Genomic DNA, 15,889 nt, shown 5'->3' on the forward strand with positions numbered 1-15,889 from the left:
ACACCACACCACTGACATTGCCGTATACGTCCCGGGAAACCCCTGGTCAGACGGCTGGTTGGGGACTTAGGATGGCGCGCTCCGGCCATCCGCGGATTCCGCCCCATCCGGGACCGCCCTACCCCGCGCCGTGCGAATGTTCCCCCCACCGGCGCTGCGACGATGGATTCCCAGACCTCACAGACACCCCAGGTACCTCAGCAACCTCATACGTTCCAGGTCGACCTGCGCGGTCTGGTGGACCTCCTCTCCCATCACCTCTACTCCAGCCCCAAGGTCTATCTGCGCGAACTGCTCCAGAACGCGGTGGACGCGATCACGGCCCGGCGGGCCGAGGAGCCGGACGCCCCGGCCCGCGTACGGCTGTACGCCGAGAACGGCACCCTGCGGGTCGAGGACTCCGGGGTCGGGCTCACCGAGGCGGACGTGCACAGCCTGCTGGCCACCATCGGACGCAGCTCCAAGCGGGCCGAGGGGCTTCAGGAGGCCCGCTCCGACTTCCTCGGGCAGTTCGGGATCGGTCTGCTCGCCTGTTTCGTGGTCGCCGAGCGGATCCGGGTGGTCAGCCGCAGCGCCCGTACGCCGGACGCGCCGCCCGTGGAGTGGACGGCGAGCGACGACGGCTCCTACCGGGTGCGGACGCTGCCCCATGAGGCCCGCCCGGAGCCGGGGACCACGGTGCATCTGGTGGCACGGGCGGGGGCCGGCGAGTGGCTGTCGCCCGACCGGGTCCTCCAGCTCGCCCAGGACTTCGGCTCCCTGCTGCCGTACGACGTCCGGGTCGGCGACGAGGCGGTCACCGACCTGCCCGCGCCCTGGGACCGGCCGTACCCCTCCCCCGCCACCCGCCGGGTGGCCCTGGCCCGGCACTGCCACGGGCTGTTCGGTTTCACCCCACTGGACTCGATCGAGCTGAACGTGCCGCTGGCCGGGATCCGGGGCGTGGCGTACGTCCTGCCCTCGGCGGTCAGTCCCGCTCAGCGGGCCACTCATCGCGTGCACCTCAAGGGCATGCTGCTGACGGAGCGGGCCGAACAGCTGCTGCCGGACTGGGCGTTCTTCGTTCGCTGTGTCCTGGACACCGACAGCCTGCGGCCCACGGCGTCGCGCGAGTCGCTGTACGAGGACGAGACGCTGGCTGCCGTGCGGGACGCGCTCGGGGAGCGGATCCGGTCCTGGCTGACGGGTCTTGCCGCCGGGGATCCGGAGCGGCTCGCGGCCTTCCTGTCCGTGCACCACCTGGGCGTGAAGTCGCTCGCGCGGCACGACAAGGACATGCTGCGCACGATGCTGCCCTGGCTGCCGTTCGAGACGACGGACGGGCGGCTGTCCCTGGAGGAGTTCGCGCAGCGGCACGCGGTGGTGCACTTCACGCGGACCGTCGAGGAGTACCGGCAGGTCGCGGCGATCGCGTCGGCGCAGGGCGTCGGGGTGGTCAACGGCGGCTACACGTACGACAGCGACCTGGTCGAGGCGCTGCCCTCGGTGCGCCCGGGCACGGTCGTCGCCGAGCTGGACGCGGACACCGTCACCGCCCACATGGACCTGGTCGATCCGGCCGAGGAGCTGGCGCTGTCCGGTTTCCTGGCGGCCGCGCGGGCCAGGCTGGACCCGCTGGGCTGTGACGTGGTCCTGCGTGCCTTCCGGCCGCTGTCCGTGCCCGCGCTGCACCTGGACGACCGGGACGCGCGGCACGAACAGGCGCGGGCGGAGGCCGAGGACCGGGCGGACGACCTGTGGGCGGGCATCCTCGGCTCGCTGCGCGGAAACGCCCCCCGCGCGCGTCTCGTGCTGAACCATCTCAACCCGCTGGTACGGCGGATCGGTTCGCTCGGCGACCCGGAGCTGATGGGCACGGCCACCGAGTCCCTGTACGGGCAGGCACTGCTGATGGCCCAGCGGCCGCTCAGGCCCGCGGACTCGGCGCTGCTGAACCGGGCCTTCATAGGTCTCCTTGAGTGGGCCACGAACGGCGAGGAGGGCCGCTGATGAGCGGAGTCGACGGGAGCGCGGCCTTCGACGCGCTGCGCCGGGCGATGGCGGAGAACGGCGAGGAACCGGAGGGGCCCGCCCGCAACGCGCGCGCGGAACAGCTGCTCGCCGAGGCGGAGAAGCTGAACATCCCGCTCGCGGTGATCGAGGCGCTCGGACACCAGCTGAAGGTCTACAACTACAGCTCCGAGAAGGCCAAGATGTTCGTCCCCTTCGCACGGCTGCTGCGCATGTGGGACGAGCACCCCGAGGACTTCGACGAGTACGAGACGCACGCGCTGCACTGGGTCTTCAAGTGGATGACGGCCGGCATGCTCGACCAGCCGCACATCCCGCTCGCCGCCATGGAGAAGTGGCTCGGCGAGATGGAGCACCGCTACCGGCTGGCCGGGCACTCCGAGCGGGCCGTGCGCAGCGCCGAGCACAGCGTGGCCGCGCACGTCGGGGATCTGGAGCGGGCCGAGCGCGCGTACGTCGCGTGGCTGGCCGCCGACCGGGACGGCATGGCCGACTGCCACGCCTGCGAGCTGCACGAGCAGGGCTGGTGGCAGGCGCAGCGCGGGCGGGACGAGGAGGCGCTGGAGCTGTGGGCGCCGGTCCTGGAGGGCGAGTTCACGTGCGCCCACGAGCCGCACGCGGCCCTCGCGTCCTCCCTCGGGCCGCTGCTGCGCCTGGGCCGCCTCGACGAGGCGCGCGCCAACCATCTGCGGGGCTTCCGCCTCGTGCGGTCCATGGAGAGCATGCGCGGCGCCTACGCGGACCATGTCGAGTTCTGCGCGCTCAGCGGCAACGAGGCCCGCGGCCTGGAGCTGCTGGCGGAGCGCCCCGCGTACTTCACGGACGACGGCCATCCGCGCAGCAGGCTGGACTTCACGGCCGTGGTGGCCCTGCTGATGGACCGGCTGACCGGGCTGGGCCTGGGCGAGCGGCCGGTGCCGGGGCCCGCGGGCCGGTCCTGGACGGCGGCCGAACTCGCCGTCCACGCGCGCGGGGAGGCGCTCGCGCTGGCGGCCCGCTTCGACGAGCGCAACGGCACGGCCCACGTCAGCGAGCGGACGCGCGCGCGTATGGCGCAGCGGCCGCTGGTGGAACGGCTGCCGCTGGGAGTGCGGGCGGTCCGGACCGCCGCCGCTCCCGTGGCGGCCCCTACGGCCCCCGCGCCCGCCCGGGAACCCGATCTGCCGGCGCTGGTCGCCGAGGCCCGGCGGCTGTCGGACACCCTCCGGCCGAACGCCGTGGAGGCGTGGGCGGCGGTCGCACGGGCCGCCGAGGGCGTAGAGCTGGACCCGCGCGACCGGGCGGAGATCGCCGACCACGAGGCGATGGACCTGGGCCCCGAGGGCGTCGAACTGTTCGAGCGGGCGGCCGAGTTGTACGCGGCGGCGGGCGACCCCGGCGAGGCGCTGGCCGCACGCGCGCGTGCCGCGTACGTGCGCGCGCTGGCGGGCGAGGTGGAGGAGGCCCTCGCGGCGGTCGCCGGGCCGTACGACGAGGTCCTCGCGCTCTACTCCGTGGACGACACGGGCGTACGGCAGACCGCGTCGGTGCTGATGTCCCGGGCGCGGATCCTGATGCGGCGGGTGCACGAGGGCGACGACGAGGCGTTCCTGAGCGACGCCGAGTCGGCCGTACGGGAGGTGCTGGCCCTCGTCGAGGGGCGGACCGGGGACGACGTGCGGCTCGCCGCGCGGGTCGCCGAGGGGCAGGCGATGCTGGCGGAGCTGGCCGCGCGGACCGGGGACCTTCCGACGGCGGCCGAGCTGTTCACGTGGGCGGCGACGGCGTTCGTGGAGGCGGGCCTGCCGTGGTTCGCGGTGGAGTACGAGGCCCGGCTGGCCGGGCTCCTGCACCACCTGGGGGACCCGGCCGGGACGGAACGGGCCCTGCGGGCGGCCCTGGAGCACGGCGGGCCGCACCTGGAGGCGGTCGGACGGGCCCAGCTGCATCTCCAGCTCGCGGAGGTCGTCGGGGGCCGGGGAGGGGCCGAGGAGGCCGCCGAGCATGCCCTGGAGGCCGCTCACTGGGCCGACGAGGCCGGGGAGGCGCCGACGCTGGGTGCCCTGGCCCGGCACCAGCTGGGCGGGTTCCTGCTGGGTCTCGGGCGGTGGGCCGAGGCCGCGGAGGTGCTGGAGTCGGCGCTGCCGGACCTGAGCGCGGAGCGGCACGGCGAGGGCGCGGTCGTACAGGCGCGGTGGTGGCTCGGCGACTGTCTCAGCGAGCTGGGCGAGCACCGGGAGGCGGCCGAACGGCGGCTTCAGGCCGCCGAGATCGCCCGGCACTGGCCCGAGCAGCACGACCACGCCACGCTCGCCCACCTCGCCGCCGAGTCCCTCGGTGCCGCGGGGCTGCCCGCCGAGGCCGACCGCGCGTACGCGCGCGCGGGCGCTCTGTGGCGGGACCTCGGCAACGTGCACGGCCTCGTCCGCTCCCTGCGGGCCCGCGCCTGGCTCGCACTGCGTGCGGAGGACGGGGCGGACGCGGCACGGGAGTTGATGGCGGACGCGGTCCGGGAGTGCGAGGCCGCGCTGGGGGACGCGCGGGACGACGACGAGGAGGCGCGGCAGCGGCTCGTCGGCGAACTCGGGCACACCCACCGGCAGTTCGGGGACCTGATCGCCCGTTCCGTGCCCGAGGACGCCGAGGACGACTCGATCCGGGCGGTGCTGGAGGAGGCGCTGGCCCAGGTGGTGGAGGCGATCGTCGTGTTCGGCTCGCTCGGGGACGGCGCCCTGGACGCCCGCACCGGTGCCGAACTCGCGGCGGGCTGGCTGGCGGCCGACCTGGGCCGGCCGGCGGAGGGGGCGGCACGCGCGCGTGCGGTGCTCCACGCGTACGGGGACGGGGACACGGACGGGACCGACGGCACGGCACAGGCGCGGCGGGCCGAGGCGGAACAGCTGCTGGGCCTCATGGAGGGGCAGGACAGCTGACGCCCAGGGGCTATTCGACGCCGATGAGCAGGACGGCCCCCTGCCGTCCGCCCCGGTACACCACCGTGTCGACGGCGAGGTAGGACTCCCGTACGCGCGCCTCCAGGTGGTCGGCGACGGTCTCGGGGGCCTCGTCGCCGAGGACGAGGGTGACCAGCTCGCCGCCGGCCGAGAGCATGCGGTCGAGGACGGCCTCGGCGGTGCCGGCGACGTCCGAGCCGATCACCGCCACGTCCCCGTCGATGAGCCCGAGGATGTCGCCGGCCTGGCAGATGCCGGCCATGGTCCAGGACTGTCGTTCGGCGACGGTGACCTCGGCGTAGCGGGTCGCGCCGGCCGCCGAGGTCATCTGCACGACGTCCTCGTCGAACCGGCGCTCGGGCTCGTGCACGGCGAGCGCCGCGATGCCCTGGACCGCGGAGCGGGTCGGGATCAGCGCGACCCGGATGCCCTCCGTGCGGGCCTGCTCGGCCGCGGCGGCCGCGGTGTGGCGCAGGTCGGCGTCGTTGGGCAGCAGCACGACCTCGCGCGCGTGGGCCCGTCGTACGGCCTCCACGAGCTCCCCGCTCGCGGGCGGCTCCCCGGGTCGGGCGAGCACGGTGGTCGCGCCGGCCTCGGCGTAAAGGCCGGCCAGGCCCTCGCCGGGCACGACGGCGACGACGGCCCGCTGGGCGGGCTCGCGGGGCGGCCGTTCGGCGCCGGTGGTGTGCACGTCGCCGAGGCCGAAGTGCGTGATGCGGATCCGGTACGGCCGCCCGGCCTCGACGCCCGCCTCCACGGCGGCGCCCGCGTCGTCGACGTGCACATGGACGTTCCACAGTCCGTCGCCGCCGACCACCACGAGGGAGTCCCCGAGCCCGTCGAGCCGCTGCCGCAGCCGCGCGACGGCGGTGTCGTCGGCCTCCAGGAGGTAGATCACCTCGAAGGCGGGGCCACCGGTGCCCGGGGCGTCGGCGCACTCGTCGGGGGAGTCCGTGAGGATCTCGGCGGAGCCCGCGGGGGAGGTCGTGTCCGTGTCGCCCGCCACGCGCGCGTACTCCGGGCCGCTCGTCACCGGCACCGCCGCCCTGGGCACCTCCCCCGTGAACGTCTCCACCAGAGCCCCGAGCACCGCCACCAGCCCGCGCCCGCCGGCGTCCACCACTCCCGCCCGCTCCAGGACGGCCAGCTGGCCGGGTGTCGCGGCGAGGGCTGCGCGCGCCCCGTCGTAGGCGGCCCGGGCGACAGTCCCGCAGCCGCCCTCCGCTCTCCCGGCCGCGTCGGCGGCGGCCGAGGCGACCGTGAGGACGGTGCCCTCCACGGGGTGGGCCACGGCCTGGCGGGCGGAGTCGGCGGCCCGCCGCAGGGCGAGCCGGAGTCCCTCGCCGTCCGTGTGAGTCGTCTCACCGTCGGCGGCGAGCACCTGGGCCATGCCGCGCAGCAGCTGGGCGAGGATCGTGCCCGAGTTGCCGCGGGCGCCTATGAGGGCTCCGTGCGCCATCGCGCGCGCGGCGTCGGCCAGTGCCGGTTTCCCCGAGCCGTGGGCGTCGTGGGCCTCGAAGACGGCCTCCACGGCCGCGGACGCCGACTCCGCCGTCAGATACAGGTTGGTGCCGGTGTCCCCGTCGGCGACGGGATAGACGTTGATCGCGTCGATCTCCTCGCGCGCCCGACCCAGCGCCCGCAGCGCGAGACCGCACCAGGTGCGCACCGCGAGAGCATCGAAGAATGTCTGCGGCACCTGCGCCACCTGCGCCTCCTCGGGCTCCTGGACTGGACGCAGCGTAGACCCCGGGCGGGTGTCCGCCGGAAGTGGGCCGGGAGCGAGTGCCTGATCAGCCATGGTAGTTTCGTTCTACTGGCGCAGTCGTTGTATGCTGCTCCGGTTGCCCGATCCTGATCGGGCCATTCCCCTGGCAGTGCCACTCAGATCTCTGATCCTACGATCTCGATCCTGGCTTGCTGCCGGGATCCAACCGTAAGTGCATCTGAAGTCTTTGGAGTGACCCGTGGCTGCCAACTGCGACGTCTGCGGCAAGGGGCCGGGCTTCGGCAACAGCGTGTCGTTTTCGCACCGCCGTACGTCCCGTCGCTGGAACCCGAACATCCAGCACGTCCGTACTGTGGTCGGCGGGACGCCGAAGCGCCTGAACGTCTGCACCTCGTGCATCAAGGCCGGCAAGGTCTCGCGCTGACGCACAGCTAAGCGCGCGGCCACTGCTTGTTCGCTGCACTGAGCCGGTCCACCGAGAGGTGGGCCGGCTTTTTGCCGTGTCCGCGCGCCTCCACGTACTACGCGCCCGCGTCCTGACGGAACCGCCATCCGTGATCCACGGGTCCGATCCCGCCGCCCAGCGCGAATCCGGCGGTGATCGCCCCGGTGACGTACTCCTTCGCGGCCGTCACCGCCTCCGGCACTGACCGGCCCCGCGCGAGGTGCGAGGCGATCGCGGAGGCGAGGGTGCAGCCGGTGCCGTGCGTGTGCCGGTTGTCGTGGCGGGGCGCGCGCAGCCAGTGCTCCGCGGAGCCGTCGGTGAGCAGGTCGACGGCGTCACCGGGGAGATGGCCGCCCTTGATGAGCACCCATTTCGGTCCGTACGACAGGACGGCCGCGGCGGCCTCCCTCAGCTGCTCCTCCGACTCGACCAGGACGCCGGTGAGCTGGGCCACCTCGTCGAGGTTCGGGGTGGCGACGGTGGCCACCGGAAGGAGCCGTCGCCGGACGGAGTCCAGGGCGGAGGCGGCCAGCAGCGAGTCGCCGTGCTTGGAGACCCCGACCGGGTCGATCACGGCCGGGGCGTCCGTGGTGCCGATCAACTCGGCCACCGTCTCGACGAGTTCGGCCGAGGCGAGCATCCCGGTCTTGACGGCCTGGACGCCGATGTCGTCCACGACGCTGCGGTACTGGGCCCGCACCGCCTCCACCGGCAGCTCCCAGGCACCCTGCACGCCGAGGGAGTTCTGCGCGGTGACGGCGGTGACGACGCTCATGCCGTGCACGCCGAGCGCGAGCATGGTCTTCAGGTCGGCCTGGATTCCGGCGCCTCCGCCGGAGTCGGACCCGGCCACCGTGAGCACCAGGGGCTTCACGACTCGATGTCCCCGCCGAAGTGGTCCCAGCCGCCCTTGCTGGTCCAGGGCGCTCCGTCGACCGTCACCTGGGGCAGCGCCGAGGGGTTGAGGACCTCGCCGATCACCTTCCAGCGGGCCGGGAGCTTCACGTCCGGCGGGAAGGTCGCCACGATGGCGTGGTCCTCGCCCCCGGTCAGCACCCACTGGATGGGGTCGACACCGACGGCCTGCCCGATGTCGTTCATCTGGCTCGGGATGTCGATCGCACCGGACCTGATGTCGATACGGACCTTGCTGGCCTCGGCGATGTGTCCGAGGTCGGCGATCAGCCCGTCGCTCACGTCGCACATGGCGGTCGCGCCGAGCGCGGCGGCGGCCGGGCCCGCGTGGTACGGCGGTTCGGGGCGCCGGTGCGCCTCCACGAACGCGCGGGGCGAGCGGAAGCCGCGGGCGAGCACCGCGTACCCGGCCGCCGACCAGCCCAGCCAGCCGGTCACCGCCACGAGGTCGCCGGGCTGGGCGCCGCCCCGGGTCACCGGTTCCTGGCCCCGCAGATCGCCGAGGGCGGTGATGGAGACCATGATCGTGTCCCCGCGTACGACGTCCCCGCCGACCACCGACGCGCCCGCGACCTGGCACTCGTCGCGCAGGCCGTCCATGAGCTCCGAGGGCCAGGTCACGGGGAGTTCGGCGGGCACGACCAGGCCGAGCAGCAGGGCGGTCGGCACGGCGCCCATGGCGGCGATGTCGGCGAGGTTCTGCGCGGCCGCCTTGCGCCCGACGTCGTAGGCCGTGGACCAGTCGCGGCGGAAGTGCCGGCCCTCCAGAAGGATGTCGGTGCTCGCCACCACCCTGCGGTCGGGCGCGGCGACCACCGCGGCGTCGTCGCCGGGGCCCACCCGGACCGCCGGCGTGGTGGTGAGACGGGAGGTGAGCTCCCTGATGAGCCCGAACTCGCCGAGCTCACCAACAGTGCCCTTCATTGCCCTTACGCCCCTTCTGTGCCGTGCCGTGCCCGGTCGCGCGTCATCAGTGTCCTCGATACGGTCGAGGGGACCGTGAACTTCTGTCGTGTCCGCACCCCGGCACGGGTGTCCGCGTCTTCGCGGGTCTCCCCGCGACGAGCGGCGACGCGATACCGTGGCGTTCCTTTTCCCCACATGATCCTCGTGGCCGCCCTGGAGGTTCCGTGGTACAGGCGTACATCCTGATCCAGACGGAGGTCGGCAAGGCGTCGACCGTCGCCGAGACGATCAGCAAGATCCCTGGAGTCATCCAGGCCGAGGACGTGACAGGACCGTATGACGTGATCGTCCGCGCACAGGCCGACACCGTGGACGACCTCGGCCGGCTGGTGGTCGCCAAGGTCCAGCAGGTGGACGGCATCACCCGCACCCTGACCTGCCCGGTCGTCCATCTGTAGCCCCCGTCTACCCTTGGCCGGTGAACTTCTTCCGTCACCGGCCTCTCGGTCTGTCCGCGCTCGCCCTGCTGATCACGGTCGCGGGCTGCTCCTCCGCAGACGACAGCGCGTCGGCGGCGGTTCCCTCGCCGGGGGCGGGCGTCACGAAGCTGTGCCGAGAACTGGACCGGGTCCTGCCGTCCAAGGTCGACGACCAGGACCGTCGGGATCCCGAGCCCGCGTCCGCACTGACCGCGGGCTGGGGTGACCCGGCGATCATACTGCGGTGCGGTGTCGTGCGGCCCTCGAAGATGAACGATCCGGAGGCCGACGGGGTCGAGGTGAACGGGGTCGGGTGGCTGCTGGAGAAGCAGGACAACGGGTCGTTCCGGTTCACCACGACCCTGCGCAGGGCGTACGTCGAGGTGACGATCCCCAAGGACCGCACCGCGGACGGCATGGCACCGCTGGTGGACCTCGCGTCCGGCATAAAGAGGGCGATCCCCGAAGGGATCGCCGACTGACCGACCGACTGCCGACCGGCTACCGCAGCCCCGTCGACCTGCGCAGCGCCGCCTCGATGAGCCGGCCCACCAGCTCCGGGTAGCTGATCCCGCTCTTCTCCCACATCTGCGGGTACATCGAGATCGGCGTGAAGCCCGGGAGCGTGTTGATCTCGTTGATCACGAACTCGCCGTCCTCGGTGAGGAAGAAGTCGGCGCGGACCAGGCCCTCGCAGGAAGCCGCCTCGAAGGCGTCGACCGCGAGCCTCCGGACCTCGGCCGTCTCCTCGGGCGTGAGCGGCGCCGGCACGATCCCCGGGGTCGAGTCGATGTACTTCGCCTCGAAGTCGTAGTACGCGTGCTCCTGCGGCGGGGGGATCTCGGCCGGGACCGACGCGCGCGGGCCGTCCTCGAACTCCAGGACACCGCACTCGATCTCACGGCCCCGCAGCGCCGCCTCCACGAGGATCTTCGGGTCGTGGCTCTGCGCCTCCGCGATCGCCTCGTCCAGGCCGGACAGGTCGTCGACCTTGGTGATGCCGATCGACGAACCCGCGCGCGCGGGCTTCACGAAGAGCGGCCAGCCGTGCTCGCCCGCGAAGTCGACGATCTTCTTGCGGGCGGCGGACTCGTTCCGCTCCCACTCGCGCGGCCGGATCACCACGTACGGGCCGACCTTGAGCCCGAAGGAGGTGAACACCCGCTTCATGTACTCCTTGTCCTGGCCGACGGCCGAGGCGAGCACACCCGAGCCGACGTACGGGACACCGGAGAGCTCCAGCAGGCCCTGGAGGGTGCCGTCCTCGCCGTAGGGGCCGTGCAGGACGGGGAAGACGACGTCGACCTCGCCGAGCGCCTTGGGCACCGATCCGGGCTCGCTGTAGACGACTTCGCGGTTCGCGGGGTCCACCGGGAGCACCACGCCGCCCTCGCTCGACTCGGCGAGCTCCTCGACGCTCGGCGTACGGCGCTCGGTGATCGCCATGCGTTCCGGTTCGTCGGCGGTGAGCGCCCAGCGGCCGTCCTTGGTGATGCCGATCGGCAGGACGTCGTACTTGGTCCGGTCGATGGCCCGCAGTACGGCGCCGGCGGTGACCACGGAGATCCCGTGTTCGGAGCTGCGCCCGCCGAACACGACGGCCACGCGCGGCTTGCGAGGCGGCTGCTCAGGGTTCTGGGGGAGGTTCTCGGTGCTCATATCGCGTTGAGAGTACCCGTTGGTAGTGCCCTGAGACAGCGTCCACCCCTGCGGCGAACGAGGCAAAGAACGACGTCGTGGCTCAGTGTCGCTCGGGCTTCGCGCTGCGCGACATGAGCTCCTTGACGGCGACCACCGGGGACTTGCCCTCGTGCACGATGCCGACGACCGTCTCGGTGATCGGCATGTCGACGCCGTGCCTGCGGGCGAGATCCAGCACCGACTCGCAGGACTTGACGCCCTCCGCGGTCTGCCGGGTGACCGCGATGGTCTCCTGGAGGGTCATGCCCTTGCCGAGGTTGGTGCCGAAGGTGTGGTTGCGCGACAGCGGCGAGGAGCAGGTCGCCACCAGGTCGCCGAGACCGGCGAGTCCGGAGAAGGTCAGCGGGTCGGCGCCCATGGCGAGTCCGAGCCGGGTCGTCTCCGCGAGACCGCGCGTGATCAGCGAGCCCTTGGCGTTGTCGCCGAGCCCCATGCCGTCCGCGATGCCGACGGCGAGGCCGATGACGTTCTTCACGGCACCGCCCAGTTCACAGCCCACCACGTCGGTGTTGGTGTAGGGGCGGAAGTACGGCGTGTGACAGACGGCCTGGAGGCGCCGGGCCACCGCCTCGTCGGTGCAGGCGACCACGGCGGCGGCCGGCATCCGGGCGGCGATCTCGCGCGCGAGGTTGGGGCCGGTGACCACGGCGATGCGGTCGGCGCCGACCTTCGCGACGTCCTCGATCACCTCGCTCATCCGCATGGCGGAGCCGAGCTCGACGCCCTTCATGAGGGAGACGAGGACCGTGTCGGGCGCGAGCAGCGGGGTCCACTCGGCGAGGTTCGCGCGCAGCGTCTGCGAGGGGATCGACAGGATCGTGAAGTCGGCGCCGGCGGCGGCCTCGGCGGCATCCGTGGTCGCCCTGACCCCTTGCGGGAGCTCCACGCCGGGGAGGTAGTCGGGGTTGGTCCGGCTGGAGTTGATGGCCTCGGCGACCTCCGGACGACGTGCCCAGAGGGTGACCTCGCAGCCTGCGTCGGCGAGCACGACTCCGAAGGCCGTACCCCATGAACCGGCGCTGAGAACCGCCGCCTTGACGGGCTTGCTCACTTGCTCTTCTCCCCCTCGTGGCCGTTCTGGGCGCGGGTCCTGCGCCGCTGCTCGATCCGCTCTCGGCGCGGGTCGTACGCCGACTCGGGCGCCTTCTCGCCGCGGATCAGCTCCAGCTGGGCGGTGACGGCGGCCATGATGACCTCGGTGGCCTCCTTCAGGAGGTCCGGGGTCATCTCCTTGTCGTAGAACGGCGACAGGTCCACGGGCGGTCCCGCGAGGACGTGCGAGGTCTTGCGCGGCAGGACGTGGAGCTTCTTGGCGTACGGCGGCAGCAGTTCGTTGGCGCCCCACTGCGCGACCGGGACGACCGGGCACTTGGTCTGCAGGGCCACGCGCGCGGCGCCGGTCTTGCCGATCATGGGCCACTGGTGGGGGTCCCGGGTGATGGTGCCCTCGGGGTAGAACGCGACGCATTCGCCGCGCTCCACGGCCTCGATGGCGGCCCTGAACGCGCTGAGCGCGTCCGTGGTCTCGCGGTAGACGGGAATCTGGCCCGTGCCGCGCATCATGACGCCGACGAATCCCTTGTTGAAAAGACCGCTCTTCGCGAGGAATCGCGGAACGCGGCCGGTGTTGTACTGGAAGTGCGCGTACGCGAAGGGATCGATGTGCGAATTGTGGTTGACCGCGGTGATAAATCCGCCGTCAGCCGGAATGTGCTCCATTCCACGCCAGTCCCGCTTGAGCAGAACCACGAGCGGCGGTTTGGCGATCACCGCTGCCAGGCGGTACCAGAAGCCGATTCTGCGGCGGGGCACGCGGACACCTTCCTCTTGGACCTGGGGGGCCGCACAAGTGTCGCCCCAGGCCGTCTGTCTGTCGAGAACACCGTACGCCCCGCCACCGACACCGCCAGATGGGGCGCGTGACGACTGAGTGACAATGGCGGCGAGAAGAGAAGGACGGAACGCTGGTGCAGTGGACGTTGGTCATCCCGCTGAAGCCCCTGGCGCGGGCCAAGAGCAGGCTCTCGGACACCGCCGGCGACGGGGTGCGCCCGGGTCTGGCCCTCGCCTTCGCCCAGGACACCGTGGCGGCCGCGCTGGCCTGCCCGGCGGTCGGGGATGTGGCGGTCGTCACGGACGATCCCCTGGCCGGCCGGGAGCTGGCGGCCCTGGGCGCCCACATCGTCACCGACGAGCCCCGAGGCGGCCTGAACTCGGCTCTGGCGCACGCGGCGGCCGTCGTACGGTCCACGCGCCCCGACAGTGCCCTCGCCGCCCTGAACGCCGATCTTCCGGCACTACGGCCGCTCGAATTGGCCCGGGTCCTCGACGCCGCCGCGGAATTCCCGCGCGCATTTCTCGCCGACGCGGCGGCAATCGGCACCACTCTGCTGGCGGCCCGCAAGGACGCGGAATTGAGTCCCGCCTTCGGCCCGGATTCACGCGCGCGTCATCGCGCCTCGGGAGCTACGGAACTCCCGCTCACCGCAGTGGATTCCGTACGCCAGGACGTGGACACCGGCGAGGACCTGCGGGCCGCGCTGGCGCTCGGGGTGGGTCCCCGGACGGCCGCCGCCGCGGCGCGGTTGCTGATCCCCGGGCAGTAGGCTGCGGCCATGCAGGCGACCGCGTACACGTACGACCCCGAAAGCCGCAGCGGGCAGGTGCTCCTCGACGACGGCACCCCCGTGCCCTTCGACGCGGCGGCGTTCGACGCGGGCGGTCTGCGGCTGCTGCGTCCCGGCCAGCGCGTGCGCGTCGAGATGGCCGGGGACAAGGTCACCCTGGTGACGCTCCAGACCTTCTGAACCCCCCTTGCACACGCCGCGGGCCGGACTCCGATGCGGAGTCCGGCCCGGCGCGTGAGTACCCCTGTGCCCTTACCTCTTGCGGGCCGTGGTCTTCTTGGCGGTGGTGGTACGAGCCGCCGACTTCTTGGCGGGCGCCTTCTTGGCGGTGGCCTTCTTGGCCGGAGCCTTCTTGGCCGTCGTCTTCTTGGCGGTGCTCTTGCTCGCGGCGGTGGTCTTGGCGGCGGTCCCGGTGGCCTTCTTGGCGGGGGCCTTCTTCGCCGTCGTCTTCTTGGCGGTGGCCGTGGTCTTCTTGGCCGTCGTCGTCCTCGCGGTGGTCTTCTTGGCCGCGGCGGTCTTGGCGGTGGCCTTCTTGGCGGCCGCCTTCTTGACCGTGGCCGAAGCCCCGCCGGTCAGGCTGCCCTTGGGCGCCTTCTTGACCGCGACGTCGTGCTTCGGGAGCTTCTTCGTGCCGCTCACCAGGTCCTTGAAGCCCTGGCCCGCGCGGAAACGCGGAACTGAGGTCTTCTTGACCCGAACCCGCTCGCCCGTCTGGGGGTTGCGGGCGTAACGGGCCGGCCGGTCGACCTTCTCGAACGAACCGAAGCCGGTGACCGAGACCCGGTCGCCCGCGACCGTCGCGCGGACGATGGCGTCCAGGACCGCGTCGACCGCGTCGGCGGCCTGCTGGCGGCCGCCCACCTTGTCGGCAATCGCTTCTACGAGCTGCGCCTTGTTCACGTCTTCCCCTTCGGAGACATTGCCAGAACGAAAGTGTTCAAGCTTTTTCGCACGTTAGGCAGATATATACCGCAAATCAAACACGAAACGGGCTTATCACCCTTGTGCCGCAACGAACTCGACTGCTCTGGACTTGTTCAGCGTTCCTCTTCCGGGATTCGACCCGCGTCGAGGTCGGCCATGAACCCCTCCAGACGCCTTGTCGCTTCGACGACGTCGTGCTTGGCCGCGGCCGTAATGACCAGCAGCTTCCGGGTCAGCGCCATCCGTACGCCCTCCGGGACTTGCAGTGCGCGCACTCTTGCGTGCGCTTCCTTGAGTTGGTCCGCGACTGCCGCATAGAGCTCGAGTTGGCCGTCGTGTTCCATGCACAGATTGTGCCATCTGGGGCGAGTTGTCGCCTGCTAGGGGTGCAACTGCCGTCTCAAACGGCCTTCCGGGCACATCCGGGAGTCACGGCTACAAGAGACGCGTACCCCGACAACACCCGCCGTAACGTGGGAAGTTGAGCGGGCACGTCGCCCGGCGCGAGGCCGTCCGGACGCAGACACGGCCGTACCCCCGATCGGGCTGATCGGGGGTACGGCAGGGGTGTTGAGGTGGCCGAATCTCGACCTGTTCAGTTGCTCCGAAGGAGGGGCGCGGTCACGCCTGCAGCGTCCGCGGCTTGTACGAGGGCCGCTTGGCCTCGTACGCGGCGATGTCGGCCTCGTTCTGGAGGGTGATGGAGATGTCGTCCAGGCCGTTCAGCAGCCGCCAACGGGCGTTCTCGTCGAGCTCGAAGGCGGCGGTGATGCCCTCGGCGCGCACCTCGCGGGCCTCCAGGTCGACCGTGATCTCGGCCGTGGGGTCCTTCTCCGTGAGCTCCTGCAGCGCGTCCACGATCTTCTGCTCCAGAACCACCGTGAGCAGGCCGTTCTTGAGCGAGTTGCCGCGGAAGATGTCGGCGAAGCGGGAGGAGATCACGGCCTTGAAGCCGTAGTTCTGCAGCGCCCACACCGCGTGCTCACGGGAGGAACCGGTGCCGAAGTCGGGGCCCGCGACCAGCACGGTGGCGCCCTTGCGCTCGGGCTGGTTGAGGATGAACTTCTCGTCCTTGCGCCAGGCCTCGAACAGTCCGTCCTCGAAACCGTCCCGGGTCACCTTCTTGAGCCAGTGAGCAGGGATGATCTGGTCGGTGTCGACGTTCGAGCGGCGCAGCGGGACGGCCCGGCCGGTGTGCGTGGTGAATGCTTCCATGACTC

At 71.9% G+C, this 15,889-nt stretch carries 16 protein-coding genes; 7 read left to right on the plus strand and 9 right to left on the minus strand.

Annotated elements, in window-relative coordinates; translation table 11 throughout:
* The first annotated feature begins 162 nt into the window (after positions 1-162).
* Both RKD20_RS13030 and RKD20_RS13035 read left to right on the plus strand, forming a co-directional pair.
* Positions 163-1,989 carry an HSP90 family protein gene (locus RKD20_RS13030; RefSeq protein ID WP_424877879.1) on the plus strand — a complete coding sequence of 609 codons (1,827 nt, stop codon included), beginning with the start codon at positions 163-165 and terminating at the stop codon, positions 1,987-1,989.
* Positions 1,989-4,922: a tetratricopeptide repeat protein gene (locus tag RKD20_RS13035; RefSeq protein WP_424877880.1), complete on the plus strand. Its 2,934-nt coding sequence runs from the start codon at positions 1,989-1,991 to the stop codon at positions 4,920-4,922. The genes RKD20_RS13030 and RKD20_RS13035 overlap by 1 nt, the downstream gene beginning before the upstream one ends.
* Positions 4,923-4,932: 10 nt before the next feature.
* Here the strand turns inward: RKD20_RS13035 and RKD20_RS13040 are convergent, their stop codons facing one another.
* Positions 4,933-6,651 (minus strand): DAK2 domain-containing protein, encoded by a 1,719-nt coding sequence (locus RKD20_RS13040; protein WP_424877881.1) that lies wholly within the window; start codon positions 6,649-6,651, stop codon positions 4,933-4,935.
* 259 nt (positions 6,652-6,910) lie between these two features.
* Between RKD20_RS13040 and rpmB the strand changes: the two genes are divergently transcribed.
* Complete coding sequence (gene rpmB, locus RKD20_RS13045) at positions 6,911-7,096, plus strand: 50S ribosomal protein L28 (RefSeq protein ID WP_007384934.1); 186 nt, start codon at positions 6,911-6,913, stop codon at positions 7,094-7,096.
* A 97-nt stretch (positions 7,097-7,193) separates the two neighbouring features.
* On the opposite strand, the gene thiD is transcribed toward rpmB, so the two are convergent.
* Together thiD and RKD20_RS13055 are read right to left on the minus strand one after the other, a co-directional pair.
* The gene (gene thiD, locus RKD20_RS13050) at positions 7,194-7,991 is read right to left on the minus strand and encodes a bifunctional hydroxymethylpyrimidine kinase/phosphomethylpyrimidine kinase (protein WP_424877882.1); all 798 of its coding nucleotides are present in this window, start codon (positions 7,989-7,991) and stop codon (positions 7,194-7,196) included.
* A complete protein-coding gene (locus tag RKD20_RS13055; protein ID WP_424877883.1) occupies positions 7,988-8,956 on the minus strand; it encodes a thiamine-phosphate kinase in 969 nt (322 codons plus the stop codon). Before RKD20_RS13055 ends, thiD begins: the two co-directional genes overlap by 4 nt.
* Positions 8,957-9,162: 206 nt before the next feature.
* Between RKD20_RS13055 and RKD20_RS13060 the strand changes: the two genes are divergently transcribed.
* Together RKD20_RS13060 and RKD20_RS13065 are read left to right on the plus strand one after the other, a co-directional pair.
* Complete coding sequence (locus tag RKD20_RS13060; RefSeq protein WP_020121007.1) at positions 9,163-9,396, plus strand: Lrp/AsnC family transcriptional regulator; 234 nt, start codon at positions 9,163-9,165, stop codon at positions 9,394-9,396.
* Positions 9,397-9,416: 20 nt separating this feature from the next.
* On the plus strand, positions 9,417-9,899 hold the full coding sequence (locus RKD20_RS13065) for a DUF3515 domain-containing protein (RefSeq protein WP_424877884.1): 483 nt from the start codon (positions 9,417-9,419) through the stop codon (positions 9,897-9,899).
* A 19-nt stretch (positions 9,900-9,918) separates the two neighbouring features.
* Here RKD20_RS13065 and RKD20_RS13070 read toward each other — a convergent pair whose 3' ends face one another.
* The 3 genes from RKD20_RS13070 to RKD20_RS13080 all read right to left on the minus strand — a co-directional run bounded on the left by RKD20_RS13070 (position 9,919) and on the right by RKD20_RS13080 (position 12,930).
* Positions 9,919-11,076 (minus strand): D-alanine--D-alanine ligase family protein, encoded by a 1,158-nt coding sequence (locus tag RKD20_RS13070; protein ID WP_424877885.1) that lies wholly within the window; start codon positions 11,074-11,076, stop codon positions 9,919-9,921.
* A gap of 82 nt (positions 11,077-11,158) precedes the next feature.
* A complete protein-coding gene (locus RKD20_RS13075) occupies positions 11,159-12,169 on the minus strand; it encodes an NAD(P)H-dependent glycerol-3-phosphate dehydrogenase (protein ID WP_424877886.1) in 1,011 nt (336 codons plus the stop codon).
* Positions 12,166-12,930, minus strand: a complete 765-nt coding sequence (locus RKD20_RS13080; RefSeq protein ID WP_424877887.1) for a lysophospholipid acyltransferase family protein — start codon at positions 12,928-12,930, stop codon at positions 12,166-12,168. The genes RKD20_RS13075 and RKD20_RS13080 overlap by 4 nt, the downstream gene beginning before the upstream one ends.
* 155 nt (positions 12,931-13,085) lie before the next feature.
* Between RKD20_RS13080 and cofC the strand changes: the two genes are divergently transcribed.
* Positions 13,086-13,724: a 2-phospho-L-lactate guanylyltransferase gene (gene cofC, locus RKD20_RS13085; protein ID WP_424877888.1), complete on the plus strand. Its 639-nt coding sequence runs from the start codon at positions 13,086-13,088 to the stop codon at positions 13,722-13,724.
* A gap of 9 nt (positions 13,725-13,733) precedes the next feature.
* Positions 13,734-13,925, plus strand: a complete 192-nt coding sequence (locus RKD20_RS13090; RefSeq protein ID WP_007384924.1) for a hypothetical protein — start codon at positions 13,734-13,736, stop codon at positions 13,923-13,925.
* Positions 13,926-13,997: 72 nt separating this feature from the next.
* On the opposite strand, the gene RKD20_RS13095 is transcribed toward RKD20_RS13090, so the two are convergent.
* From RKD20_RS13095 to leuD, 3 genes are all read right to left on the minus strand, one after another.
* The gene (locus RKD20_RS13095) at positions 13,998-14,645 is read right to left on the minus strand and encodes an HU family DNA-binding protein (protein WP_424877889.1); all 648 of its coding nucleotides are present in this window, start codon (positions 14,643-14,645) and stop codon (positions 13,998-14,000) included.
* A 137-nt stretch (positions 14,646-14,782) separates the two neighbouring features.
* Positions 14,783-15,013, minus strand: coding sequence for a hypothetical protein (locus tag RKD20_RS13100; RefSeq protein ID WP_007384922.1), 231 nt, complete (start codon positions 15,011-15,013; stop codon positions 14,783-14,785).
* A gap of 277 nt (positions 15,014-15,290) precedes the next feature.
* A complete protein-coding gene (gene leuD / locus RKD20_RS13105; RefSeq protein ID WP_356594125.1) occupies positions 15,291-15,884 on the minus strand; it encodes a 3-isopropylmalate dehydratase small subunit in 594 nt (197 codons plus the stop codon).
* Positions 15,885-15,889: the final 5 nt, after the last annotated feature.

The sequence above is a fragment of the Streptomyces sp. SLBN-8D4 genome (assembly GCF_049739545.1).
Classification (GTDB): Bacteria; Actinomycetota; Actinomycetes; order Streptomycetales; family Streptomycetaceae; genus Streptomyces; species Streptomyces canus_C.